The sequence below is a fragment of the Posidoniimonas corsicana genome, from assembly GCF_007859765.1.
In the GTDB taxonomy this organism is placed as follows: domain Bacteria; phylum Planctomycetota; class Planctomycetia; order Pirellulales; family Lacipirellulaceae; genus Posidoniimonas; species Posidoniimonas corsicana.
Genome location: NZ_SIHJ01000001.1, coordinates 474,810 through 497,560 on the forward strand (window position 1 = coordinate 474,810; position 22,751 = coordinate 497,560).

At 65.9% G+C, this 22,751-nt stretch carries 22 protein-coding genes and 1 tRNA gene; 11 read left to right on the plus strand and 12 right to left on the minus strand.

Features of this window, described 5'->3' with window-relative positions; genetic code table 11:
- The first annotated feature begins 55 nt into the window (after positions 1 to 55).
- Positions 56 to 628: a sigma-70 family RNA polymerase sigma factor gene (locus tag KOR34_RS26370; protein ID WP_197531053.1), complete on the plus strand. Its 573-nt coding sequence runs from the start codon at positions 56 to 58 to the stop codon at positions 626 to 628.
- A gap of 392 nt (positions 629 to 1,020) precedes the next feature.
- Positions 1,021 to 2,088 carry a FecR domain-containing protein gene (locus KOR34_RS01710; RefSeq protein WP_197531054.1) on the plus strand — a complete coding sequence of 356 codons (1,068 nt, stop codon included), beginning with the start codon at positions 1,021 to 1,023 and terminating at the stop codon, positions 2,086 to 2,088.
- A 682-nt stretch (positions 2,089 to 2,770) separates the two neighbouring features.
- Here KOR34_RS01710 and KOR34_RS27295 read toward each other — a convergent pair.
- From KOR34_RS27295 to KOR34_RS01720, 3 genes are all read right to left on the minus strand, one after another.
- Complete coding sequence (locus tag KOR34_RS27295; RefSeq protein WP_261342608.1) at positions 2,771 to 2,902, minus strand: hypothetical protein; 132 nt, start codon at positions 2,900 to 2,902, stop codon at positions 2,771 to 2,773.
- A 204-nt stretch (positions 2,903 to 3,106) separates the two neighbouring features.
- Positions 3,107 to 3,179 (minus strand) — tRNA-Ala (locus KOR34_RS01715).
- Between the two features lie 71 nt (positions 3,180 to 3,250).
- Complete coding sequence (locus KOR34_RS01720) at positions 3,251 to 4,636, minus strand: condensation domain-containing protein (protein WP_146561643.1); 1,386 nt, start codon at positions 4,634 to 4,636, stop codon at positions 3,251 to 3,253.
- 473 nt (positions 4,637 to 5,109) lie between these two features.
- On the opposite strand from KOR34_RS01720, the gene KOR34_RS01725 reads away from it, so the two are divergent.
- Complete coding sequence (locus KOR34_RS01725; RefSeq protein ID WP_197531055.1) at positions 5,110 to 5,733, plus strand: RNA polymerase sigma factor; 624 nt, start codon at positions 5,110 to 5,112, stop codon at positions 5,731 to 5,733.
- On the plus strand, positions 5,730 to 6,635 hold the full coding sequence (locus KOR34_RS01730) for a hypothetical protein (RefSeq protein WP_146561647.1): 906 nt from the start codon (positions 5,730 to 5,732) through the stop codon (positions 6,633 to 6,635). The genes KOR34_RS01725 and KOR34_RS01730 overlap by 4 nt, the downstream gene beginning before the upstream one ends.
- 6 nt (positions 6,636 to 6,641) lie before the next feature.
- Here the strand turns inward: KOR34_RS01730 and KOR34_RS01735 are convergent, their stop codons facing one another.
- Positions 6,642 to 8,534: a DUF4914 family protein gene (locus KOR34_RS01735; RefSeq protein ID WP_228714468.1), complete on the minus strand. Its 1,893-nt coding sequence runs from the start codon at positions 8,532 to 8,534 to the stop codon at positions 6,642 to 6,644.
- A gap of 223 nt (positions 8,535 to 8,757) precedes the next feature.
- On the opposite strand from KOR34_RS01735, the gene KOR34_RS01740 reads away from it, so the two are divergent.
- Positions 8,758 to 9,447 (plus strand): metal-dependent hydrolase, encoded by a 690-nt coding sequence (locus KOR34_RS01740; protein ID WP_146561650.1) that lies wholly within the window; start codon positions 8,758 to 8,760, stop codon positions 9,445 to 9,447.
- Positions 9,448 to 9,523: 76 nt separating this feature from the next.
- Positions 9,524 to 10,414, plus strand: coding sequence for a hypothetical protein (locus tag KOR34_RS01745; RefSeq protein WP_146561652.1), 891 nt, complete (start codon positions 9,524 to 9,526; stop codon positions 10,412 to 10,414).
- An 8-nt stretch (positions 10,415 to 10,422) separates the two neighbouring features.
- On the opposite strand, the gene KOR34_RS01750 is transcribed toward KOR34_RS01745, so the two are convergent.
- The 3 genes from KOR34_RS01750 to KOR34_RS01760 all read right to left on the minus strand — a co-directional run bounded on the left by KOR34_RS01750 (position 10,423) and on the right by KOR34_RS01760 (position 13,338).
- Positions 10,423 to 10,743, minus strand: a complete 321-nt coding sequence (locus tag KOR34_RS01750) for a Rieske (2Fe-2S) protein (RefSeq protein WP_146561654.1) — start codon at positions 10,741 to 10,743, stop codon at positions 10,423 to 10,425.
- A gap of 47 nt (positions 10,744 to 10,790) precedes the next feature.
- Positions 10,791 to 12,458 carry a Na+/H+ antiporter NhaC family protein gene (locus KOR34_RS01755; RefSeq protein WP_146561655.1) on the minus strand — a complete coding sequence of 556 codons (1,668 nt, stop codon included), beginning with the start codon at positions 12,456 to 12,458 and terminating at the stop codon, positions 10,791 to 10,793.
- Between the two features lie 76 nt (positions 12,459 to 12,534).
- Positions 12,535 to 13,338, minus strand: a complete 804-nt coding sequence (locus tag KOR34_RS01760; protein WP_146561657.1) for a formylmethanofuran dehydrogenase subunit C — start codon at positions 13,336 to 13,338, stop codon at positions 12,535 to 12,537.
- Positions 13,339 to 13,425: 87 nt separating this feature from the next.
- On the opposite strand from KOR34_RS01760, the gene KOR34_RS01765 reads away from it, so the two are divergent.
- Together KOR34_RS01765 and mobA are read left to right on the plus strand one after the other, a co-directional pair.
- Complete coding sequence (locus KOR34_RS01765; protein ID WP_146561659.1) at positions 13,426 to 13,761, plus strand: hypothetical protein; 336 nt, start codon at positions 13,426 to 13,428, stop codon at positions 13,759 to 13,761.
- Positions 13,758 to 14,402: a molybdenum cofactor guanylyltransferase gene (gene mobA / locus KOR34_RS01770; protein ID WP_146561661.1), complete on the plus strand. Its 645-nt coding sequence runs from the start codon at positions 13,758 to 13,760 to the stop codon at positions 14,400 to 14,402. The genes KOR34_RS01765 and mobA overlap by 4 nt, the downstream gene beginning before the upstream one ends.
- On the opposite strand, the gene KOR34_RS01775 is transcribed toward mobA, so the two are convergent.
- On the minus strand, positions 14,395 to 15,075 hold the full coding sequence (locus KOR34_RS01775; protein ID WP_146561663.1) for a hypothetical protein: 681 nt from the start codon (positions 15,073 to 15,075) through the stop codon (positions 14,395 to 14,397). The genes mobA and KOR34_RS01775 overlap by 8 nt on opposite strands.
- 434 nt (positions 15,076 to 15,509) lie before the next feature.
- Here KOR34_RS01775 and KOR34_RS01780 point away from each other — a divergent pair, with 434 nt between their 5' ends.
- The gene (locus tag KOR34_RS01780; protein WP_146561665.1) at positions 15,510 to 16,787 is read left to right on the plus strand and encodes a hypothetical protein; all 1,278 of its coding nucleotides are present in this window, start codon (positions 15,510 to 15,512) and stop codon (positions 16,785 to 16,787) included.
- Between the two features lie 4 nt (positions 16,788 to 16,791).
- On the opposite strand, the gene KOR34_RS01785 is transcribed toward KOR34_RS01780, so the two are convergent.
- Genes KOR34_RS01785 through KOR34_RS01795 form a run of 3 tightly spaced genes read right to left on the minus strand, consistent with a single transcriptional unit; the run spans position 16,792 to position 20,394 of the window.
- Positions 16,792 to 17,937, minus strand: coding sequence for an ATP-binding cassette domain-containing protein (locus KOR34_RS01785; RefSeq protein ID WP_146561667.1), 1,146 nt, complete (start codon positions 17,935 to 17,937; stop codon positions 16,792 to 16,794).
- A 24-nt stretch (positions 17,938 to 17,961) separates the two neighbouring features.
- The gene (gene devC, locus KOR34_RS01790; RefSeq protein ID WP_146561669.1) at positions 17,962 to 19,146 is read right to left on the minus strand and encodes an ABC transporter permease DevC; all 1,185 of its coding nucleotides are present in this window, start codon (positions 19,144 to 19,146) and stop codon (positions 17,962 to 17,964) included.
- A gap of 51 nt (positions 19,147 to 19,197) precedes the next feature.
- Entirely contained in the window at positions 19,198 to 20,394 is a 1,197-nt protein-coding gene (locus KOR34_RS01795; protein WP_146561671.1) for an FtsX-like permease family protein, read from the minus strand.
- A gap of 231 nt (positions 20,395 to 20,625) precedes the next feature.
- Here KOR34_RS01795 and KOR34_RS01800 point away from each other — a divergent pair, with 231 nt between their 5' ends.
- Entirely contained in the window at positions 20,626 to 21,204 is a 579-nt protein-coding gene (locus KOR34_RS01800) for a hypothetical protein (RefSeq protein ID WP_146561672.1), read from the plus strand.
- Complete coding sequence (locus tag KOR34_RS01805; RefSeq protein WP_146561674.1) at positions 21,201 to 21,404, plus strand: hypothetical protein; 204 nt, start codon at positions 21,201 to 21,203, stop codon at positions 21,402 to 21,404. The genes KOR34_RS01800 and KOR34_RS01805 overlap by 4 nt, the downstream gene beginning before the upstream one ends.
- Positions 21,405 to 21,419: 15 nt before the next feature.
- Here KOR34_RS01805 and KOR34_RS01810 read toward each other — a convergent pair whose 3' ends face one another.
- On the minus strand, positions 21,420 to 22,643 hold the full coding sequence (locus tag KOR34_RS01810; protein ID WP_146561676.1) for a hypothetical protein: 1,224 nt from the start codon (positions 22,641 to 22,643) through the stop codon (positions 21,420 to 21,422).
- Between the last annotated feature and the right edge of the window lie 108 nt (positions 22,644 to 22,751).

Genomic DNA, 22,751 nt, shown 5'->3' on the forward strand with positions numbered 1-22,751 from the left:
CGGACTCCAAACCCGAAGTGGGTACTTGATGCCTTCGTCTCATCACACAGATCCCATGACCGACGGACCGACTTTTTCCACTCAAGAAGGAGCCATTTCACGCAACGAATCAGAGTCTGAGTTCGTCCGCCTGCTAACCGGCGCCCAGTGTTCATTGCGGGGGTACATACTGGCCCTCCTGGCCGGTCAGAAGAAGGAGGCCGACGACGTGCTGCAGAGCACCAACATGACAATCTGGGAAAAGCGCGCAGAGTACGACCATTCGAAGCCATTCCTCCCGTGGGCGATGGCCTTCGCGTTCCATCGAATCCAGGCGTTCCGACGCGACGCCGCCCGCAACCGCTTGGTGTTTAGCGACACGTTAATCGAAATGCTCCACGCCTACTCCGAGCAGTCGCTCGCGAATCCACCGGGGGCGCAGGACCACCTTCGCGACTGCCTGGAGAAGCTCACGCCCGCCGAACAGGACTTGATCCACAAGCGGTACTACGGGCGGTGCTCGGTGGAGTCGCTTTCGTCAATGGTGAGCAAGTCTGCTGGGAGCGTCGCGAACAGGCTCTTCCGGATCCGCGAGAAGCTTCGGAACTGCATCCAGTTCGGTATCGTACAATCGGGGCACGAAGGATGAAGATTCCGAGGCACAGCCGCAAGCAAGAGATCGAGTTCCGCTCGCTCATTAATGCAGTGCTCCACGAGACAGCGGGGCGTGATGACCTGCGGCGACTGGGGGAACTGCTAGAACAGCATCCCCACTTGGCGCCCAGATACGTTGACCATCTGGTCATCGATACGCAGTTGACTTGGGACGCGCTGGGCAGAGTGGTCCCGGCAAACGCCGCGCGACAGCCCCGGGCAGCGACCGACTCCGCTACTCCTTCTTCTTTGACGCCAGCCGCATCGCGCATTCGGATTGCCAAATTGTGGGGGGGGATACTCACGTCGGCCGCGGCGGCGGTGCTGCTAGCTTTCTTGCTACGCAGCGATCGTCCGATCGGGCGCCCGGCGGACGCGGTTGCGCACGTGGTCAGACTCACTTCCCACAGCACCACGACTCTCAAGGACGGCGATCCACTCGGCGCTGGCGTCTTCCGGCTGTCTGACGGTGAGAAGGCGACTCTCAGATTCTGTTCTGGTTCTCAGCTCTACTGCGAGGGCCCGTGTAAACTCGACCTAGTCTCGCCCCGCTTAGTCACGCTGGCACACGGCAAGGTGACCGCCGACGTGCCGCGCCCCGCTATCGGGTTCACCGTGCTAACCAAGCGGGTGCAGGTCACCGATCTCGGCACCCGTTTTGGCGTTAACGTCGACAACAATGAGGAGGTCGACGTCGTTGTGTTCGATGGAGAGGTGAACCTGGCCGATCGTGAAGGCAAAGTTGAGCTGCCCGAAGGCCTTTTCGCAGGCGAGGCGTTGCGGGTTGGAGAATCGGAGCGTTTTGAGCGGTTGGTGAGCATCGGACATGACCACCAGTCCGAGACCTGGGACAGCAGTTGGCAGACCGACACGAACCTACGCCGCAGCGTCTTCACTAGCGTGACCGACAACCTGGCGCGCGACAGCGAGCCGCACTTTTACGGGATAACCCCTCGGGGCCTCATAGAGGACGCCCGAGCTTACAGCGACCGCGTCCACGAGTGGAACAGCTTGCCAGCAAGCCCACTGCCCGCGTGGCTGAAGGGCGCCGACCTCATCCGTCGCTTCAATAGCAGGAAGTACGAGCACTCGTCCCAGCTGGAAGTCAATGTGACCGTCAGCACCGACTGCGTGCTCTACGTGCTCTGGGACTGCCGGTGCAAACCGCTCGCTTGGCTGAAGCAGCGGTTCAAGAACACCCACTACATCATTGGGATGGACGAGGGCCCGTACCGGGACGGCGTTGACACCCTCGACACTGGTCCGGGGAAGAGCATCGACACCACCTACGCCGTCTGGGCGGCAAGGATCGGAGCTAACGAAGTCGTCCGACTCGGTCCGGTCGAGAACGAGCACCTGGCGCAATACAAGAACCTCTACGGCATCGCCGCTAAGCCCGTGGAGCGACTGTCCCCTGAGTACTTCCCGCTCTTGTTCGGTCCAGACGAAGGATGACTGGGGTGGCGCCAAGCGACAGCCGTGAGGTATGAGGACGCAACCAAGCGGGCTTGCTGGGCCGCACGTGCACAAGCGGTTGACGCAGTCTGATTCGCGCGAACAGTCACGCGGACTAGGCGATACCAGGCGGCAGTAAGCAAAGTACTGGCCGAGATCCGTACAGTGACGATGGCCGATAGAATTGGCGTTGCTCGAAACGTGGTGGAAGTAGTGCTTGGGCAGGCAGTGTACGCGGTTAGATGTGGTACGGCTCGCCTCGAGAAGGGACAATCAAAGAGGGACCACTTATCTTGCGTACTGCCTCTTGCAGTGGCCGTGATCCGCTTCTTCGACCGTTGACAGGTTACCTAAACGCAGGTCTTGGCGGGACTAGGGTATGTGTGGCGGTGCTGCAGGCTTTGGAGGTGAGATCAGCTCCTCACCGGCGGGTCCACTTGAAGGCTCGCCGGATAGGGTGAACTTCCTTGTTCACGGTGGGGCAGGCCAACCCAGCGGCGACTATGCTTCCTCGACCCGTTATTAGAGGGAGCGGGAGGAAGGCTGTGGCGGGGTGATCGCCGAAGAGTGCGCGCATGCCCGCGGGCCCCGGCGATCATGGCTGCCTCGGGCGTCCCCTTGCCACACATCACTTAACACGTGCGGGCTTAGATTAGGTAGTGACCGCAGACTTCGCCCAACGTCAGGAACGGCGGTGCGGCCGCACGCTTCGTTCGAGCCGATAGGTGCGCTGGCTGCCGACCCGCGGGGCGATCGGCATATCGGCGTAGGCGTCGCGGCTCTCAAGCGAGCCATACACGCGGAGATAGTTCACGCGGCCACTCGCCTTGATATAAGCTTGACCACTCGCCTTGCGGAGGCAGTAGAACGGGACGCGACTCGGTCAACGGCTGGAGGCGTTTCCTCATCGCCAGAGCTCCGGAGGCGTAGTGATTACTCCCGTTTGGAACACTGGCAGCTCCCGCGGCTAGAAGCGGAGCTAGGGCTAAAGCCCTACGCTAGAATCACCTAAGAAAAGTGGAGGCGACAGGGATCGAACCTGCGACCTACGGCTTGCAAAGCCGTCGCTCTCCCAACTGAGCTACGCCCCCTGGATGGCTCGGGCTGGCCCGAGTTTTGCAATTCTAGCCCACGGTTGGCTTGTTGCAAGCCCGCCGCCAGATCACTCTGGCTGCTGCGGGAGCAGCTCACGCAGTTTTGCGAGATAGAGGTCGAGGAACTGCTGGGATTCCTCGTCGCCGAACTCCTGCGGTGAGCAGCGGACCGAGAGGGTCAATTCCTTCGCATAGGTCATGGCCGAGAGGACGACGTTCGTCCGTTCGCGGAGCGGCGGCACGCCGCTGAACCGCGTCACCACTACGCCGCCTGATGCCAAGCGGCCGCCGTCTCGTGGGAGGCGGGCGTTCATCCGCCGGGCTGGGTCGCCGTTATTGGTAAGCACCGCGGTCGCCAGGCACCAGCCGCGGTGCAGCAGCAGCGGGATCGCCCACGGGACGACCTCCGACGCGGTGATGGCGTCGATGAAGCCTTTGCCTCGCTGCGAGTGTTTGATCTGGTCGGTTTCATTGGCGATGCTGCGGAGCAACGCGTCGGAGTCCGTGCACTCCTCGGCCTTTCGCGAGATGAACGTGTAGCCCACCATGTTGGCGGCCGGCATCTCGGTTTCGCTCGACTCGCGGAGGTCGGTGGGCATCATCACCCGCAGGGGCCGCTTGGACGTCCGGCGGACGTGCATGCTGTTCCATACGGCTAGCGACTGGAACAGCCGTTCGAGCAGCAGGTCGTTGAGCATTACGTGCGCTTTGTCGGCGACGGCGCGCAGCTGGGCGGTCTCGTCCTTGGGCAGGGTGTGGATCATCACGCCGGGGAAGCTCGCGGCGCTCTTGTCGGCCCGCGGCGCCAGCGGCGCCGCCCAGCGGGTGAACACCTCGCGGAGTTGGTTCCACAACTCGGCGCGGACGGCCCGCTTGTTGCCCGCGGTGTAGGCCCTAGCCATCCGTCCGCGCCGCTCGCGGAGCAGGGTCGGGTCGAGCGTCAGCATCTTGCTCTTTTTGCCGCCCTTGCTTTGGTCGTACAACACGAACAGGTCGCCCATGAATCGGAAGGCGCCGGTGCCGTCAGTCACGCTGTGGTGCCACTGGAACACGAGCTTCGAACGCCGTTCGTCCTGGCGGACCCAGAGCCGCAGCCCGATTTCATTGCGGATGTCGATCGGCTCGCCGCCCGGCGGGACGATCGGATCGTCGTAGCCGCCCCAATCGAGGAGCGGACGATCGGCGCCACCGTCGATCCAGCTCAGCATGCCACGCTTGCCCGGCCCGATCTTGGCGGTGAGGTAAGGGTGTCGCTCGATGGCGCCGTCTAGCGCGGCCTCAAAGTCGTCACGGTCGAACGCCCCCTCGCAGTCCAGCTGGATGACATAGGTCATCGGGTAGCGGGGGATGTCGTCGTCGAGCAGAAACTTGTCGATCGGCGCCAGGTGCGCGGGGAACAGCCGCTGCTTCCTCGCGGGAGGAGAGGCGGCGGGCTCTTCGGTGATCGAGGTCATAGAGGCGTGTATCCGGCGCAGCGGTCGTGCCGCGGTTTCGAGGTATCGGGCTGCCCGGCTAGTCTTGCTAGGCCGCGCAGGGTGTCAACGGCAGGTGCCGGGCGGGGACGTCGAATTCGATCGACATGGGCGATTGGTCTCACTTACCCCGATGCGGCTGGCTTGCTCGTCAGCATAGTCGGTGCGGTCACGATCGAAAACCTGCACGCCAGCCGTAAATACCACCGTGGCAACAGGTTATCGCATGGCTTGGTATCTCGCATGGGGGATCGGTTGAGGCATCGCCGCGTAACTCATCCTCGGCTAAATAGGGTTAGCTGCTCCAACGCGGCGCCTTATCAGGCAGGTTCGCGAGCTTTTTTGAGTGAATTCCCGCAAGCTATCGACTCTACTGCAGACGCGAGCAGCAACGAATGCCCCATAGGCGGGACGCCGCACTGACGGGGCGAGGGCAACCCACGGCGGGAGCCGTCTTGACCGACAGCCAGTTAATCATTGCCGCCCGGCGGGGCGATGGCCACGCCTGGCGTGAGCTCTACACGCGGTGGATGCCGTGGGTGTGGCGGTACGCGTATTCCCTGGTTCAGGACGCCCACGCGGCGGAGGACGTCACGAGTGAGGCGATGACCGCCTGGGTGCGCAACTTTGATCAAACCGGCGTGGACGCCCCGCAGGCTGCTGCCTGGCTGAGGAGTGTCATTCGCCACAAGTGTGCGGACCACCACCGCCGCGGGGCCCGATTCCGCAAGGCGGCGGAAGGCGTTTCCAGGACCCTGGAATGGGACGCGGTCGAGCCGCCCGCCGCCAACCTTGAGCGGCAAGAGCAGCGGGAGCAGGTGCGGCAAGCGATGCAGAGCCTAAAGAAACGCCACCGACTCTTGCTGGAGTGGAAGTACGCTGAGGGTATGAGTGTCCGGCAGATAGCAGAGCGGCTGGGGGCCACCGAAAAGTCGGTTGAGGCCTCATTGTACCGAGCGCGGCGTGAGTTTCGTCGCACATACGACGAGCTCACACCGAGCGAGCCCGCCGCCGCGGACGACCATCTGCAGCAGCTCAGCGAAGAGCACCGCGCGTTCTTGAGGGAGGGCGCCGAATGAGCCAGCGTCAGCGTCCAGACAATGAGCGGAATGTCGACCCGGTTGCGAACCCGATCGGGCGGGCGTACGCCGCGCCGGCGCTCCCTACGGACCTGCAGCAGCGGCTGGCGGAAGATCTCGACGCCGCGTTCGCCGCCGCCAACGATCCGATCCAAGCCGCCCGCAACGGGTCGCTCGCAAAGCTCCTAGAGAAAAAGTACGAGGTCGTCGGCGACAATCTCCCGCCGGCGGTCCAGCGTGGCGAGATCTCGCGGCTGCGTTACGAATTGCACGACCTGGCGGCGCCCGCAGAACGGCGGATGGGCGTGGGCCGCCGGGTGGCTTTGGCTGGGGCGGCCGCGGCGGTGCTGCTGGCATGCGTGTGGAGCCAGCCTGGGTACCGCTGGTCGGAGGTGGTCGAGTCGGTGCGGCAGCAGCCGTTCGTGCAGGTGGAAGAAGTGAGCAACACGTCCGAGGCCGCCGCGCCGCGGCTGGTCGCCACGCGCCGAGACCAGGCGGGCAAACGCCGCCCAACGACCGCATCCTACCTGAGCATGTCCGGCGACATCCTGCGGCAGGTCAGCGGCGAGAACGCCGCCGGGTCGCGGCTCTTGCCAACCGCCCGGAGGGCGGAGCTGGTAGAGTCGGACCTCGTTGCAACGTTGCTGGACGTTGCAACGCCGGGTGAGGATGCTAAGCGCGCCAAGGCGACCGTCAGCCAGTCGTGGCCGCGCGCAGCGGACGACGCGGTAGCGCTCGATCTGGTTATCCGTTGCGGCGACCAGCGTGTCGACGCCACGCTTCAGCTCAATCCTACGAGCAAGCTCCCGATCAGCTGCGAGCTGCGTCCGGCGGACGCACCGGTCAAGCATCTGCGATTCCGTTACTCGGCCGCCGATCCGGCGGGCGACCGGGCGGAGTAGCACGGGTCAGCCTTCAATTGCTGCGTACTGGTCGGCCGACGCGTCGTCCAGGCAGGCCTCGATGATCTGCTTGCCGAGCGGCCGCAGGTCGTCGACCAAGAACTCCCGCAGCTGGCTGTGGAAGAACTCGGTTAGGATTGTGGCGCCGGTGTCGTAGGCCTGCTCGCCCACCTCCGGCTGCTGCGAGACGTCCATAAACCACTTGCCGATGGTCTGCCCTTCAACCTGCAGGGTCTCCTTGTGGAAACCGAGCAGCGGGCACCGCGCCGGGCTCAGGTCGCCCGGGCGGAAGGGGGAGGCGCCGCGGCGGGCGAGGTACTCGCGGGCGATCCATTGCGGCGCGAAACCGACCTTCCAGCAGCCGATGTGCTGGTTCGGGATCAGCACGAACTGCGTGCTGCTGGTGCTCATGACCTGGTCGAGCAGGATGTTGGCCTGGTCGACTTTGCGGCCGGTGGCGAAGGGCCAGAACGAACCGACGCCCTCGCTCTGCATACCGCCCTGGTCCACGATCGACGGGTTACCGTGGCCGCGGGGCGCCACCAAACGCCACAGCCAAGCCAGCGAGGGCGGGAGTACGTGGAACAGTCCCATGATGCCGTAGGTGGGGTGCTCGGCCGTGCACGGAGGGCACCGCACGCCGAAGCTGCGGATGTCAACCTCGACCGGCTTCTTTACCACGTTCGGCACGTACTCCCGCGGCACCACTACGCGGGGGTTTGGGCAGGGCTTGCCCGGCTCGTCGAGCGTGTGCTCCCAGATCAGCGCGGTGGAGCCCGGCTTAGCGTCGATGTTCAGGAACAGCAGCGGCCCTTCCGGGGCGACCGTGATCCCCTCCAACGCCGGGTCGACGCCGTACTGGTGGATGTGGTTGACGCGGACGAACCATGCGTTTTCCGCGTCGATCAGCGAGAGCTTCTTCACCGGGCCCTCGTGCTTCTGCAGAGCCGGGTGGCAGAGGGCCATGTCGTCGGTCACCGGCAGCAGGTCGCAGCCGCGGGGCAGGGTGAGCTTGCGGGCGTCGCCGGTGACCAGGTTCTCGCCCAGCAGCAGCGTGCCGTCGGCCTGCCGGTGCATCTGCTCGAGCATCTCGCTCTTGCCGCCGCCCGACGCGCCCTCGTGCATGATGACGGTCTGGTTTTCGTAGGGCGTAACCACGACGACGGTCGAGCAGTGGGCCGTGGTCCACGGCTGCTCGTCGCGTTCGCCGAGCGTCAGCAGCATGCCGTAAACGCCCTTCTTGGCGGACGGGCCGGGGTAGAGGTTGTAGCTGAACAGCTCGTGCAGGTCGATGTTGTCTTCGAACCTGCGGTTGTGCACCACCACCTGCTTGCCGTCGAAGTGGGTGTGCCTGAACGGCGGAGCCACGTACACGATCGCACCGTGGTGGTAGTCGGCCCCCGCCTTGCGGACCTCGTCGAGCGGCACGATGCCTTGGAGCATCGCCAGACCGAGCGCGAAGAAGCCTGCGTTGGCCGGCGCGATGGCCACCGCGTTGAGGGGGTTGTCGGGCAGCCCGGTGCGGAAAAAGAAGCAGGCGATCGGCTGGTGCTTCAGCCAGTCGAGAGTTTCCTCACGCAGCCCATCGAATGACTCACCGAAGCGGGTTTCGAAGGTCGGCTTGTCGGTGGCGGCGCCGTCGCCCACGAGCATGCAGTCCGGGTCGCGGCGCCGCATGTAGGGGTCCAGGTAATTGGCCGCGATGCCGTTCTTGGTCCGGCAGACCTCGGCCTCGGGCACGAACTCGCCTTTGACGTCGTAGCCGACCGTGTAGTATCCGTCAGGACGCACCTCGCCGAGGCCCAGCGCGGCGTCTGGGGTGGCGAGCGCCAGCAATTCCTCGACACTGCCCGCCAAATGCAGCCGACCGGCCTGCTCAGCGGCTTCGAGGATCGTCATCGCGCTGTGAGATAGCGTCAACTCCGGCAGGGCTTTAAGCGGCATCAGCAATGGTCTCGAAAAGGGGATCGGTCGGGCGCCTGACCCGCAGAGTGTATCAGATATCGGATTGTTGTGGCCAGATTCCGGCGGTGGGCGGCGGCCGGTGTCACGGGGGCCGGGTCATCGGGTATTCTTAGCGGGGTACGAAGCTTCCCCTTCACCGCCAACCGTTCCTACCGCTATGGCAACCCACCTGACTTGGCTCGGCCACAACACCTGGAGCCTCGAGACCGGCGGCTACAAGGTGCTGATCGATCCGTTCCTGGACGACAACCCCAAGGCGCCCATCAAGGCCGAAGAGGCCGAGGCCGATTTCATCGTGGTCTCGCACGGTCACTTCGATCACATTGCCGACGCGGCGCCGATCGCCCAACGCACCGGCGCCGTTGTGCTGGCAAACTTCGAGGTGGCCAACTGGTTGCAGCAACAGGGCGTGGCGGAGGACAAGGTTGTTGGCATGAACCCCGGCGGCGGAATCGACCAGCCGTTTGGGCGGCTCAAGATGACGATCGCTCACCACTCGAGCAGCCTGCCTGATGGCGCCTATGGCGGAGTTGCCTGCGGGTTGCTGTTCGAAGTAGAAGCGATGCGGCTCTACTTCGCCTGCGACACGGCCCTGTTCTCGGACATGAAGCTGATCGCCGCGGGCGGGCTGGACCTAGCGGTTCTGCCGATCGGCGACCTGTTCACCATGGGCCCGGCCGATTCGATCGAGGCGGTCCGGCTGCTCGCTCCGAAGCGCGTCGCGCCCTGCCACTTCGGCACCTGGCCGCCGATCGAGCAGGACGCGTCGGCCTGGGCCGGCGAGGTGCGGCGTAGCACGGACGCCGAGCCGCTAACCCCCGCCATCGGCGAGCGGATTGCACTGTAGCCGCCCCGGCCGATCCGGTTTCCCCACCCGCGGAGCGGTCAACGCCGCGTCGCAAGATCCACCACGGAAGACTCCCATGCTTTACCGTTCCCTGGCTGCCGCCTTGGCCTTAATCGCGAGCGTTCTGCAGGCGGACGAGCCCCTGGTCTGGAAGTTCTCAGCGGGCGAGGACTTGGCGTTCGAGGTGCGGCAGACTTCTGACGTCACGCTCGACTCCCGCGGGGGCGAGGTGCGCTCAAAGTCCGACCAGACGGCAACGCTGGACTGGAAAGTGGAAACAGTCGACGCTGCCGGCGCCGCCAAGGTGGTGCAAGACATTCGTCGGCTGCAGCTCACCTTCGACGCGCCGGGCGGGCAGGGATATCAGCTGGACACTGACTCGGAGGAGCCGCCTCAGGGCCTGGCCACCATGATCGCGCCGGTGTACCGCGCGCTGACCGAGCACAACTGCCAGCTGACCGTATCGCCGCAGGGCGAGATCCTGAAGTCCGAACCGCCTGAAGAGGTGTTGCAGTCGCTCAAAAACTTCCCCGGCGCCGCCGCTCTAGGGAAGGGCGGCGCCTTGTACCAGCAGCTCCTGCGGCCCGCATTGATCGAAGTGCCAGCCGGCGAGCTAAAGGTAGGGCAGAAGTGGGTCAGCTTCATCGAAGCGCCGCTAGCGATGTTCGGCGTCGAGGCGGCGGAGTTCCAATACGAGTACCTCGGCGAACGCGAGGCGGACGGCCGTCCGGTAGCGGCGATCGGAGTCCGGCTGATGCTGATCCCACCGGAAGACGAAAACGCCGCCCCGGTGCAGGTGAGAGTTGTTCAATCCGAGGGCGAGGTGCTGTTCGACCGCGAAGCGGGCCGCGTGCACTCGGCTCGGCTCGAGTCGCGGTGCGAGCTGAAGTTCACCGATGGCAAGCAGGTGACCACCGGCGAGGTCACGCAGACGGCCACCGCCAAGTTGGCGCCGGCTGGCGAGTAGTTTCGTACCTACGCTTCGTGCTTGGGGGCTTCCTTCACCTGGATCTCGTCGCCGACCACACGCACTTCGAACGTGTCGACGCCCAGCCGAGGATTGTCGCACCACTTTCCGTCCGTCACGCAGAACCGCCAGGCGTGCCACGGGCACGCGACGGCGCCGTCCTCGTCGAGGTAGCCTGCGCCGAGCGACGCGCCCTGGTGTGGGCAGTGATCATCGATGGCGAAGAACTCGCCGTCCCGGTTGAAGACGGCGACCATCCGATCGCCCACCTGGAAGGTCCCGCCCTGTCCGGTGGCGATTTCATGCGTCTTCGCGACGGTGTGGAACATTTGAGCTGTCGAGGATTCAAGAGAGGATTCGACGCCGCGCCGCGGCGTCAGGATTCGAAGATCTGCGGCGCGTCTTCTACCCGACGCCCGAACACTAGCAACACCGCCACCAGCCCCACGGTCTGCGCCGGCAGCACAAGCCACACGCTGGCGCCGTAGCCAACCGCAGCCACTCCCACCGCGCTCACCAACCCGGCAAGCACCGCATAGGGCATCTGAGTGACGACGTGTGCAATATGTTCGCAGCCGCTCGCTTGCGACGACAGGATGGTGGTGTCGGAGATTGGCGAGCAGTGGTCGCCGAAGATTGCGCCCGCCAGCACACTGCCGATCGAGGCCAGCAGCAGCGGGTGGTGTGGGTCGAACGCGCCATCGGTGCCGCTGACAGTAGCGATCGAGACAGGCACCACAAACGGGAGCAGGATGCCCATGGTGCCGAAACTGGTGCCGGTGCTGAATGCCACCACGCACGCCAGCAAGAACACCGCCGTGGGCAGCAGGGCGGTGGTAGCTGACGCGGCGCCGCTGTCGCCTTGAGGCAGAAGCTCCTTCAGGAAGTCTCCGGTGTAGAGCCGGTAGTCCTGGTACTCGTAGGCGACGGTTTGGGTAGCCCCGTCGACGCTGCGGTTGCCGGTCATCCGTGACATGGTGCCCGCGAACCACAGGATGGCGAGCGCCGGGACCACCATCCGGACGCCTTGAAAGGCGGCGTCCTGAATCCGCGGGGTCGTCAGCACGCCACGCCAGTACAGCAGCGCCGACGCTGATAGCAGCCCCACCAGTGCTCCGTACATCAGGGCTACGGACGCATCGGCAGCGCCAACCACCTCCAATAGGGACGGGTCCTCTACGCCATCCGCCGCCAGTGACGCTCGGCCGCCGACGATGATCAGTGCGATCACCACGGCGAGCGTGGTCAGGATGGGCCCCATCGCGTTGGTCCAATGGGTTGCTGGGTGGTCAAGCGGCGCGATCTCGTCGACAGGCGTGCCGCCGGTCGGGTCGCCGAGTCGGGCGCGGCGTTCCGCTTTGGCCATGGGCCCCAGGTCCCGGCGCAGCAAGGCCACCAGCAGCACCAGCAGCAGGGCCTGGATTACGTAGAAGCGGTAGGGGATGCAGGCCAGAAAGAGATCCATCGAACTCGGCAACGCCGCGGCGTTGGCGCCGACGTTATCCAATCCCTCTTGTATGCAGTCGAGCTCGAACAGCACCCACACGGAGAACGGCGCCAGGCAGGCGACCGGCGCAGCGGTTGAGTCGACAATGTAGGCCAGCTTCTCTCGAGAGAGCTTCAGCCGATCGAACGTCGCCCGCATGGTGTTGCCCAGCAGCAGCGTGTTGGTGTAGTCGTCGAAGAATACAAGCAGCCCCAGCAGCCATGTCACGAACTCGCACCGGCGGGTCGTGGTGATGAGCGGCGCCAGTGCTTCCACCAGCCCGCGCATGCCGCCGCCCGCGTTGAGCACGCCGATCATGGCGCCCATCAACAGCGTGAAGCAGAGCACGCGCAGCTTGCCGGGGTCGATGAAGGTAGCCCACAGCTGCGTTTCGCAGACCTGGTAGAGCGCGAGGAGCGGATCGCCATGCGTGGTGATTAGAGCGCCAGCCACGATGCCGAGCAGCAGCGAGAGGACCACCCGTTTGGTAAGCAGCGCGACCGCCACGGTCGCGAGAGGGGGGGCGATGCTGAGCCAGCCGTAGGGGTGTTCGGGCATATCCGTCGAGTTTTGGAGGCGGGGCGGCGTTAAGTTAGCAGGCGCGGGGGGCGCCGGGGAACCCCGCAGCAAGCCGTCAGTCTGGCGTCATCAGCAGCTCGCCGCGTCCGCCACGCAGCAGATCGCCGTTGTACAGGTCTACTTCGTCGGGGATGCAACGCCCATGGGCGCCTAACAGCCGCTGGGCTTCCGATCGCAGCAGGCGGACCGAGGTCAGGCCGGCGCGGCACGCCCTGCGGAACGTTGCAGGCGGCGCCGCGGACTTACCAAACAAGCCGATCGTGCCGCGGAGCATCTCTAACCCAGGGTTGCCGCCGGCCGGACCGAACGTCAGGAGCGTCCCCGCCCGCATCTGGTAGCCCGCCAGCTCGCCGCATCCGCCCACGGCGATTAGAACTCCCCGACGCATCTGCCGCCCGGCCTCGGGGCCGGCACGGCCGGCGATGACGATCGAGCCTCCTCGCATCCCAAACTTGGACCCAGTATAGCCGCCTCCCGCGCAGCGTCCCGCGTCGCCGCGCACGCGTATCTCGCCGCCGCGCATCTCGGCTCCGAGCCAGTCGTCGGCGTCACTAGAGACCTCGATCCGTCCGCCTCGCATGCGTGCGCCGCAGTGCCTGCCCACCGGTCCGTCGATTGCCAGCCGACCATTGCTGAGGCCGTGCCCGGCGTAATCGACCCGCGAGCAATCGCCAGTGAGGTGCCACTCCGCATCAGCCGGGTGGCCGGTGATGTCGAACAGCCCGGCCACCGGCGACCGCTGGTTCCCAACCGGTAGCGAGAAAGCGGCGAGTAGGTCGATGTCGGTAAACTGGCCAGGCGCCAGGCCGCGGGCGTCGATACGCGGTCCGTCGGGCTTCTTGAGCTGGAGGGTTAGCATGAACGGATGCGGGCCTGTGGGGCGGGGCGCCGCGGACGGCGGGTCGTTCGTTGCCCGGCCGCCCCCGCTCCCCTACGATTAGGCGTTATGAGCGCAGCCAAACCCGACGAAGTCAACCCGTACGCGGCGCCCACTACGGCCGATGAACCCTCCCAACGGACGGGTAAGTCGGACCAGGACCTGCGTCACGAGTACCTGGGAGCGATCCTGCTCGCCACTGGCTGCGGCATCCTGGCGGCCGTGTTCTTTCTGGCGTCCACCCGCTACCCGCTGTCGGACCTGGGCGAGTTCACGCGGCTGCTGTCCCGGTGGACGTCGGTGGCGTTGGCGATGGTGTCGCTGATGTTCGTGTTTATTACGCTCCGCGCGGCCGTCAGCCGGTTCTGGCGGCACCTGCGGGTGCTGTTGGGGCGACGCCCATGAGCGTGCCACGCGAGCGGCGAGGCGGGGTGATCCTCTGCGGGGGGAAGAGCTCCCGCATGGGGCAGGATAAAGCGGCGCTCAAGTTTGGCTCCGAAACGCTGCTGCAACGAACGGTCCGGCGCCTCTCCGACTGCATTCCCCTCACTGGCATCACCTGCGTCGCGGCGTGTCGCCAACCGCTGCCCGACCTGCCGAAGGGCGTGACAGTGGTGCGGGACTTGCAGCCAGGTCAGGGTCCGCTGGCTGCCGTAGCATGGGGGATGCGGGCCGCAGCGGATGTTTGCGACGCGGCGCTGGTGGTCGCTTGCGACCATCCGATGCTGAGCGCTCCATTTATCGAACTGCTGTTCGCCCAACTCGCCGAGGCCGACTGCGTAGCCGGTCGAGTGGAGGGGCAAGAGCGCCCCCTGCCGGCGGCGATGCGGATCGATGCCGCCGGGCGGGCCGAATCGCTGCTCGACGACGGTGAGCGGAGCCTGAAATCGCTGACGCACCGCCTCGAGTGCCGGTGGCTGGACGAGGCTACGCTCCGCGGGGCCGATCCAGAGCTGCGGAGCCTGATCAACTGCAACACCGCGGCTGATTACCAGCGGGCTTTAGAACTGGCCGGGCTCGCTCAGCCTAAGCAGCAGACTAGGTAGGCTGCTGCTCAACGCCAGGGGCGGCATCCCCATCGTCGGGCTCAGCAGGACCGGCTTCTTGAGCGACCTCAAGCTCCGTAGGGCCGTTGATGATCGCTTCACGCGGGATCCGATCCTCCAGCTCCAGCAGGATGGCGTCGGTCGGCTGACGCATGAACTTGTAGTCGTCGATGACGAAGGTCCGCCGGCGTCCGTCGACGCTGTACTTCACCTTCGCAATGCCCTTGCTACGCCATTTTTTCTTGTCGAGCTTCTCGACCTGATCCCACTTGAACCCTTGCCCCCAGCTCGACGTGACTCCCTCGGCGTTGCCCTCGATCCAGGTGCCCCGCGCCCGCAGTACCCCCCAGAGGAACCACAGGCCGACGAGTGCGATTGGCACGGCCATGTAGAACTGCATCTGGATGTCGGCGTCGGTGTGGTGGTAGTCGTGCTCGTTGGGTTTCGCGTCGCTCCAGCCGTTCTCGGCCGCGACCTCGGGCCAACGCTCGGGCCGGTCGGGCTCGGGGATCTCGCTGTAGGCCTCCCAGATGGCGTTCTTCTCAGGCCACGCCACGGCGCCGTCATAAACGCACCAACCGGCAAACCCTAACGCGCCCAGGCCCATTAGGATGAACCGGCGGTAGAAACGCGAATCGCTCTCGGCGCGGATGGGGAGGCTTTGTTTCTGCATAGGTGTGGGCGGTAGGTGCGGAATTGCGTGTGCCCCGACCCGTGCGCGATCGCCGGGCGGCGGACCCATCAGTCTAAACGGACGCGGCCCGTTGCCCCAGGGGCGGCCGCTACCTCCGTTGTACTTGCCCCGCCCAGATTTGGGCGTTCCGCGGCCCGAAATTCTCCGCTCGGCCCGCTCACAGGGGTGCGGTTCGACCGTCCGCAACGGCTGCAAGCACCTGAGGGTCGCGACCGCAAACTCCGCGCTACCCGAACATGCCGAAAACGCGGGACGACACGCGCAGCCAGAGCGTCGGCGGGGCGATAACCGTTGCAGGCAGACTCCACGCGCCAAACGCCACGGACGGTATGACTCCACGCTGGGAATGGATCCCGCTCTTGCTGACAGCTGCAACCCTGCTAACCGGGTGCCGATGCCCGTCGAGCGGGGTTGTGCCGTGCGCCCGCGTCGCGCCATGCGTCTACGAGCAGACCGCGCCGCTCAACCACGCGCCCGACCTGACTGAGGTAGCCAGCTTCGAGCGCGACGCGCTCTTCCAGTTCCCGTGCCAGCTGCCCTCGCCGAGCGACGAGTTCCGGCTGATCGACGCGTCGACGTGCGGCTGCAACGCCGCCCGCAACACACGGGTGGCCTACCTGCTGGACCTGGAGCAGCACTGGGCCGGCGTGCTGATCAGCTGCGACACCGAGGCGGTCCAGAAGGCGCTCTGCCTTACCCGTGACCTGCTCAAGCTCCGCGAGGCCGAGGTGCGCAACGCGGCCGCCGGCTCCGCATTGTCGACGTTCTACCTGCTGGCCGGCGCCGAGACGCAGTTCACCTATGTCCAACGCGGGATCGGCGAGGCGCGTGACACCCTGCGTCGGATCGACTCGCTCCGCGAACGCGGGCTAGAGACCCCCGACGACATCGACCGGTCGGAGATCTCGCAGATGCTTACGAGCCTGGAGGACCAGGCGCTGCAGCTCAGCCTGGCGCGGATCCAGCTCAACGGGCAGCTGATGCGGCTCCTGGGATGCCCGCTCCGCGAGGAGGGCATGTTCCAACCGCGGGTCGACTGGGCCTGCGAGCTGACCCGACCCGACTTCGAAGCGCTAGTCGCCGATGGCTTGGCCCACCGCAGCGATGTCCGCAGCGTTCGCCTAGCTGTCTGCCGGCTGGAGAAGGCGACCCTGCCGGTGGCGCGAGCGGTGCTGACGGTCGCCGACCCCGCCCTCGGCGCTGTGGAGCCCCAGAGCGGGCTTTGCCACGTGATCCGCTGCTCGTGCTGCTACGACCAGGAGGAGCCCATCCGCCGCCGGCAGCTCTGCACGCTGCTCAAAGAGTCCCGTGAGGCGGCCGCGGCCAAGATCAAGGGGGCGGCGTACCAGGTTGCGATCCAGCAGCAACGCGTTGCGGTGGCCAGGCAGGCAGTGCTGGACCGTCGTTCTGAGCTGCGGGCGCTGGAGAAGTTGCGAGACGTTAATGACACCTCGATCTTTGAGATCAGCGTCGCGCGGGGCCGCGTGTTCACCGCCGAAACGACCCTGGTGGAGCAAGTGGTCGAGCTTAAGGTGGCCGAGGTCGCGCTCCGCCAAGAGCAGGGCCTGCTGGTTGAGGAGTGTGGGCTGGGGGCTCACCTGTGCTGCGAGCCGCACTCGAGCTACACCGTCGCCCCTGTCGAGCCGACCTGTCCGTGCGAAGGGCTGGCGATTCCTGGCGCCGAAGGCTGATCGGCTACTGCCGGCTAAACAACGCCCGCCGCAGTTCTTCCTCGAAGGTGTGGCTCGCCTCGAGCACGCCGCGGAAGTCCTCCTTGCCGAGCGTGTAGTAAACGGCGTCCTCGCGGGTCACGATTGTGGCGTTGCGGGGCTCGTCGGTGATCAGGGCGGTCTCGCCGAAGTAGTCGCCCTCGCCCAGGTTGGCCACCGTCCGCTCGCCCTGGTCGTCTTTCACAACGACGTCGGCCTTGCCGGAGCGGATCAGATAGAACAGCTCGCCCGGGTCGCCCTGGCGGATGACGGTTTCGCCGGCCGGCGACTCCTCGACCTGCATCCTGTCGGCCACCTGCAGCATGGTCGATGGGGTAAGCGTCTGGAACAAAGTGATATTGCGGAGGAAGCCGCACCGTTCTTCGGCCTCGCTGACCGCGACATCGGAAGAGATCCGGCCGTCGACCATGTTCACGATCCGGTCGGCGACGTCGAGAATCCGGTTGTCGTGCGTGACCATGATGATGGTGCACGGGTCATCTTCTTGACGCGTGAGCTCCTGGAACAGCGTCACCACCTCGCGCCCGCTGGTAGCGTCTAGCGCGGCGGTCGGCTCGTCGGCCAGCACCAGCCGCGGGCCGTGCACCAGCCCGCGGGCGATGGCGACACGCTGCTTCTGCCCGCCGGAGAGCTGCTTTGGCTTCTTGTGGATGTGCTTGCCCAGGCCTAGGCGGGTCAGCAGGTACTTGATCCGCTCGTCGGCAAGCTTGCGGTCCATGCCCAACAGCTCGGCCGCCATGTTGACGTTTTCGTAAGCGGTGAGCGACTCGAACAGGTTGTGGGCCTGGAAGATGAATCCCATCTGCAGACGCAGCTGCGTGATGAGCGCTGGGCTGGCGTTGAGCAGTTCCTTGTCCAGCACCTGCAGGCTGCCCTCCATCACGGTGCGGAGCGTGCCGATCAGCGTGAGGAGCGTCGTCTTCCCGGAGCCCGAGGGGCCGGTCATGATGACGATCTCGCCCGGCCAGACCTCTAGGTTGTTGCTGTGCAGGGCCTGCTTGCGGAGCTCGCCGGATCCGAAGTAGTGGTTCAGCTCGCGCACCGCGACCGTGGGCCTGCCGGTCTGGCCGTAGGCGGTGTGGGTGCCGGATTGTGCGATCTCGGTCGTCATCGTCGGTTGGGCGTCCGTCGGTTGTTAGAACAGGCTGGCGGGGTCAGCGGTCAGCAGCTTCCGCACCGCCAGCAGCCCCGAGGCGACGCACATCACTACTGTAATTGCAAACACGAAGCCGAGCGTCGAGGGCGTCATCTGCATCAACAGACCGGTCTGGGCGGCGAGCCACTGGTACAGCCCGGTGCTGACCATCGCGCCCGGCAGGAAGCCAAACACCGCGAGCCAGACTGCCTCAACCACGATCAGGCTGATAAAGTACCACCGCCCGTAGCCCATCGCCTTGAGCGTCGCGAACTCGGGCATGTGGTCGGAGATGCCACTAAAAATCACCTGATAGCAGATCACCACGCCCACCACGAACCCAATCACCTTGCCGGCCGAGAACACTGCGCCAATCGGCGTGGTGCTCCGCCAGAACTTCATCTCCTTGCCGCGGAACCCCTCACGGGTGAAGACGCCGACCTGCTCGCCCAGCAGCTCGGCGAGCGTGTCGCGGGCCTGTTCGGGGTTGGCGCCGTCGACGAGCTCGACCACGCCCAGGTCAACGATGCTCAGGGGGTCGCCCATCGGCACGCGGTGCGGGAACAGCTTGCCGAAGGTCGCCGTGCCCATGATCAGGTTGCCCTCGTTCACAAAGTCCGCCCCGAGGTCGAACGTCCCCACAAGATTGAGGCGTCGGTCGCTGACTTCGATGTTGGCGTTGGACAGCGCGTCAGGATCGTCGATCGGCAGGGCAAACTTGGCGGGCTTGCTCTGCCGATCAACGATCGCCGTCAGCGGCCCACGCAGCAACGGGATGGATTCGTCGACCGCGGGCAGGTGGAAGACCGGGTCGCCCAGCCGGATCGCCATCGATCGGATCTGGTGCCCCTTGCTCGACGCGTGGCTGCCGAAGTTCTTGAAGACGGAGGTGGTGAGCTCGGTATACAGCGGGTAGACCCCAGCCACCCCCGGCGCCGACTGTGCCTGGTAGAGCCGCTGGATGGGGAACCGCGTCTCCGCGGCAATGGCGAACCGGTCGCGGCTTGTGATGAAGAGATCGCCCCGCAGCGCATCGACCAGCCGCACCTGGCTGTCGTAAAGCGCGTTCTGAAAACCCACCTGCACAAACATCAGGAGCACGGCGAAACCGATGCCCGCAACCGCCGTGGCGAGCCGCCGGCGGTCGTGCATCAGGTTCTTCCAGGCTAGCGGGGTCTTGAGCACGGTGAGTGAGTGGCGTCTTGGCGGTCTGTTAGGGTGGTGGATGCAGCAGAGTTAGAACAATTCCGCCGGGTCGGCCTTGAACAGCTTCTGCAGCGCGAACACGCCCGAAGCGACGCACATGCCGACCGACAACCCCAGCACGCCCAGGGTGATGCCGGGCGTCATCACCATAGGGATGCCGGCGTACCCGCCTACCAGTGCGTAGAGCTGCCAGCACAACAGCAGCGCCGGCAGGAACCCGACCAGGGCCAGCAGCACCGACTGCTGCAGAATTACCGTGCAGAGGTAGGCGTTGCTGTAGCCCATCGCCTTGAGCGTGGCGTACTCGCTCATCAGGTTGGCGATGTCATTCGATAGCACCTGATAAACGATGGCCACCCCAACCATCACCGAAACCACCACCAGGAACGTGAAAATGAGCCCGAACGGCGTCTGCACCATCCAGCGCTGCTCTTCGTGCGCACGGACCTCGTCGCGGGTCAGCACCTCGACGTCTTCTCCTGCGAACAGGCTTCCCAGCTCCTGCTTCACACGCAGCGGGTCCGCGCCTTCGGCCAAGGTCAACAGCCCGAGCGTGATCGTGTCGCGGTCCTGCCACGGGCTCGCCCGCAGGTAGCCCTCGAGGCTGGTCATGCAGGCGCCGTTGCTGGCCATGCCGGTGCCTAGCTCGATCAGCCCCACCACCCGCACGGTCTGGGCGCCGAGCGCTGTGACCGTCCCGATGTCGGCTTCGGTGAACCGTTTGCCGTTCCGCGGGCCGTACTCGCTCTTGCTCTTCGAGTCGAGCAGCACGAATTCGTCGCTGCTCAGCAGCCGGGCCTTGTCGCGCAGGTCCGGGCGTGTGAAGGGAGGGGCGGCCGGGTCGACGCCCATCGTGATGATGCTGCGCCCCATGCCGGCGACGTTCTGCTCGTCGCCGGGCCGGAACGCGGCGTCATCGGGCGCTTGCCACACGCTCAGCCCAATGTTGAAAGGCCGCGCCTGGTCTATCGTCGGCAGCGACGCGGCCTGGTGCAGCCGCGCCCGCGGGAAGGTGCGGGCCTCGGTCAGGTGCAGGTAGGCCGGCGAGCGGAGCATCAGGTCGAACTCGAGCGCGTCGTAGATCTGCGTGGCGGTCTTCTCGATGGCGCCCTTGAAGCCCATCTGCATAAACATCAGCATCGCCGCGAACCCGACGCCGGCCATGCCGACCGCGGTCCGCACGCGGTTCTGCAGCAGGTTTTTCCAGGCGAGCTGTTGGTTCAGCATGAGGACCGCGGACGGGCAGGGAAGTGTAGGAGGCTTTGTTCCTTAGTATCTGCTGGTCGGTTGCCCGCGTCGAGCGCGGATGGCGGGGGCGGCCATGATTGCCGCGCCCACGCGCCGGCCCTGGCAGTTGTGCGGCTGGCGCGGATTGCACGGCGCGGTTCGCAAGCCCCGCGGGCATCCGCTACGATAGTCGTCCCAACGCTCCGACCGCATCATCAGGTGAGAAACGACATGACCAGCCGAGATTGGTTCTGCCTTGCCCTGCGGGTGCTAGGGGTGTGGCAGTTGGCCAGCGCCGTGCCGTATGTTGCGATGGTCGCTTCTTCGCTGTCCAGCTCGGGGACTTTGGACGGAAGTGACATTCTCCGCTTCCTGTACTGGGGCGGCGCCGTGACCGCGGTCGGCCTGTTTCTGCTGCTCTTCTCCCCCGCGATTGCTACGCGACTGTATCCGGAAGAAGGAGGTCTGGGGCAGCCGAGTCCGCCAGACTTGCCGGAGCGTCTGCTGGAGGTCGGGCTTCGTCTGCTAGGCGTGTATTTGTTAGTACAGGCGGTCCACCAGCTCACGACGTCCATCGTCAGCGCCGTGATGACAGCTCAGTATTCTGGCGTTTCTTGGCATGAGCAGTTGTTCAGCTTATCGCTTAGCGATCTCGTCGCATCCGGAATCTACGCAGCACTCGGATCAGTGGTGCTTCTGGGGCCGAAACGCATCATCGCCGGGCTCGACCGCCTGCGCTACGACGCCGAGCGTGACGCCTACGTTCCGCCGCCTATCCCTGCGTCCCAGCTAACAGAGGACCCGAAGTGAGCAGCCGCCAATTCACGATGCGTCAGCTGATGCTGCTGGTGACGGTGCTGTGTGCCGTGCTGGCGTTTCCGGGCGGATACGTGGTGGTAGGCGCCGTCGCCGGGTGGGCCACGCTGATGATGCTGCTGACGGCGCCGATGATCTTTTTCTACCCGGCCATCTACCGCTTGATCGCCGGGCGTGGGGCGGCCGCGGACTAGCCGATGATCGACGCCCTACTCGGGCTTCTGATCCGCCGCGTCGAACCGCACCTTCACCTGCAGGCCGATCCGCTTGGCCGCTTCGGCCAGCTGGGCCTGATCGGTGGTGGTGATCTTGATCCGCACCTCGACGATGGAGCGGTCCTTTGGGGCCAGCGGGTTGCGGGCGTCGAGGCCGGGGCTGCCGATCACGCTCGATACGTAGGCCACCTCGCCCCGCAGGCCATCCTTGAGCTGCTCGCTAAACGCCGGGCTGGTAATCGTGGCGCCCTGGCCGGCGAAGATCTCCTGGGCGTCGGCCTCATAGACCTCCGCGACGCACTCGATCTCGCTGACGTCCGCCACGTTCATGACCGGCAGCTGCGAGACCAGCTCGCCCGGCTTGGTGAACACCTTCAGCACCGTGTAACGCCGCGGCTGGTCGACGGCGTCCTGGTTGTCGGTAGGCGTGGCGTCTAGCTCGACGCTGCTCTGGTCGGCGCCGGGCGCCCACAGCACCGACTGGGCGAGCGCCTGCTGCGCGACAGCGATCTCCTTGTCGATCGCTTCCAACGCTCCGTTCTTACGCAGGCTGTCGACGCTGACCTCGGCGGCCTCGACGTTGGAGTGCGCCGCCTGCAGCGCGGCCTCGGCCGCCTCGGCCATCGGGGCAATGCGCTGCTGGGCGAGCTTGACCTCCGACTCGGCGCGGGCGACGCGGTTCCGCTGCTTGCGGACCTGGTGGTCGGTCACCAACTCGGGGTCCGACTCACGCAGCTCGACAATCGAGTCGAGTTCGTCGCGGGCGATGGCGGCGGCTTCGTCCAGGTGCTTCACCTGCTCGCTCTGCAGCCGGGCCTCGGCCTGCTTGGCCTCGGCCTCCTTGACCTTTGCGCGGGCGCCGCGGAGCTGGGCCTCGGCGAGCAGCAGGTCGACGCGTTGCTTCTCGTCGGCCAGGGTGCGACGCGTGCGGAGCGCCTCGAGCTGCGCGTGGCGGGCGTCGTAGCTGGCCAGCACGCCGAGCAGGCCGTCGGCGGGGGCGGGCTGGTTCTCCACCACCTTCGGGTCGAGCGCCTTGAGCTTGTCGCCCGGCGTGCCGCTGATGCTGATCACGCCGCCGGCCGGCTGGAGCGTGCCGAGCGCGAAGATCTGTCGGGGTCCGGACTCGACCGGCTCGGTCGTGTCCGGACCGCCGGGCCGGCACCCCAGCAGCGCCAGCCCGAGGGCGAGGGTCGGCAAGAGTCGGGCTGGGCTTGGCATTCGCACGGTCGTGGCGGGGGCGGAATCAGTCGGGACGAGCGGCCGGGGCGCGGCGTCGCCTCTGCTCTGTCATCGGCAAGCGGCAGGCCCCAGACCCGAGAATGAGCC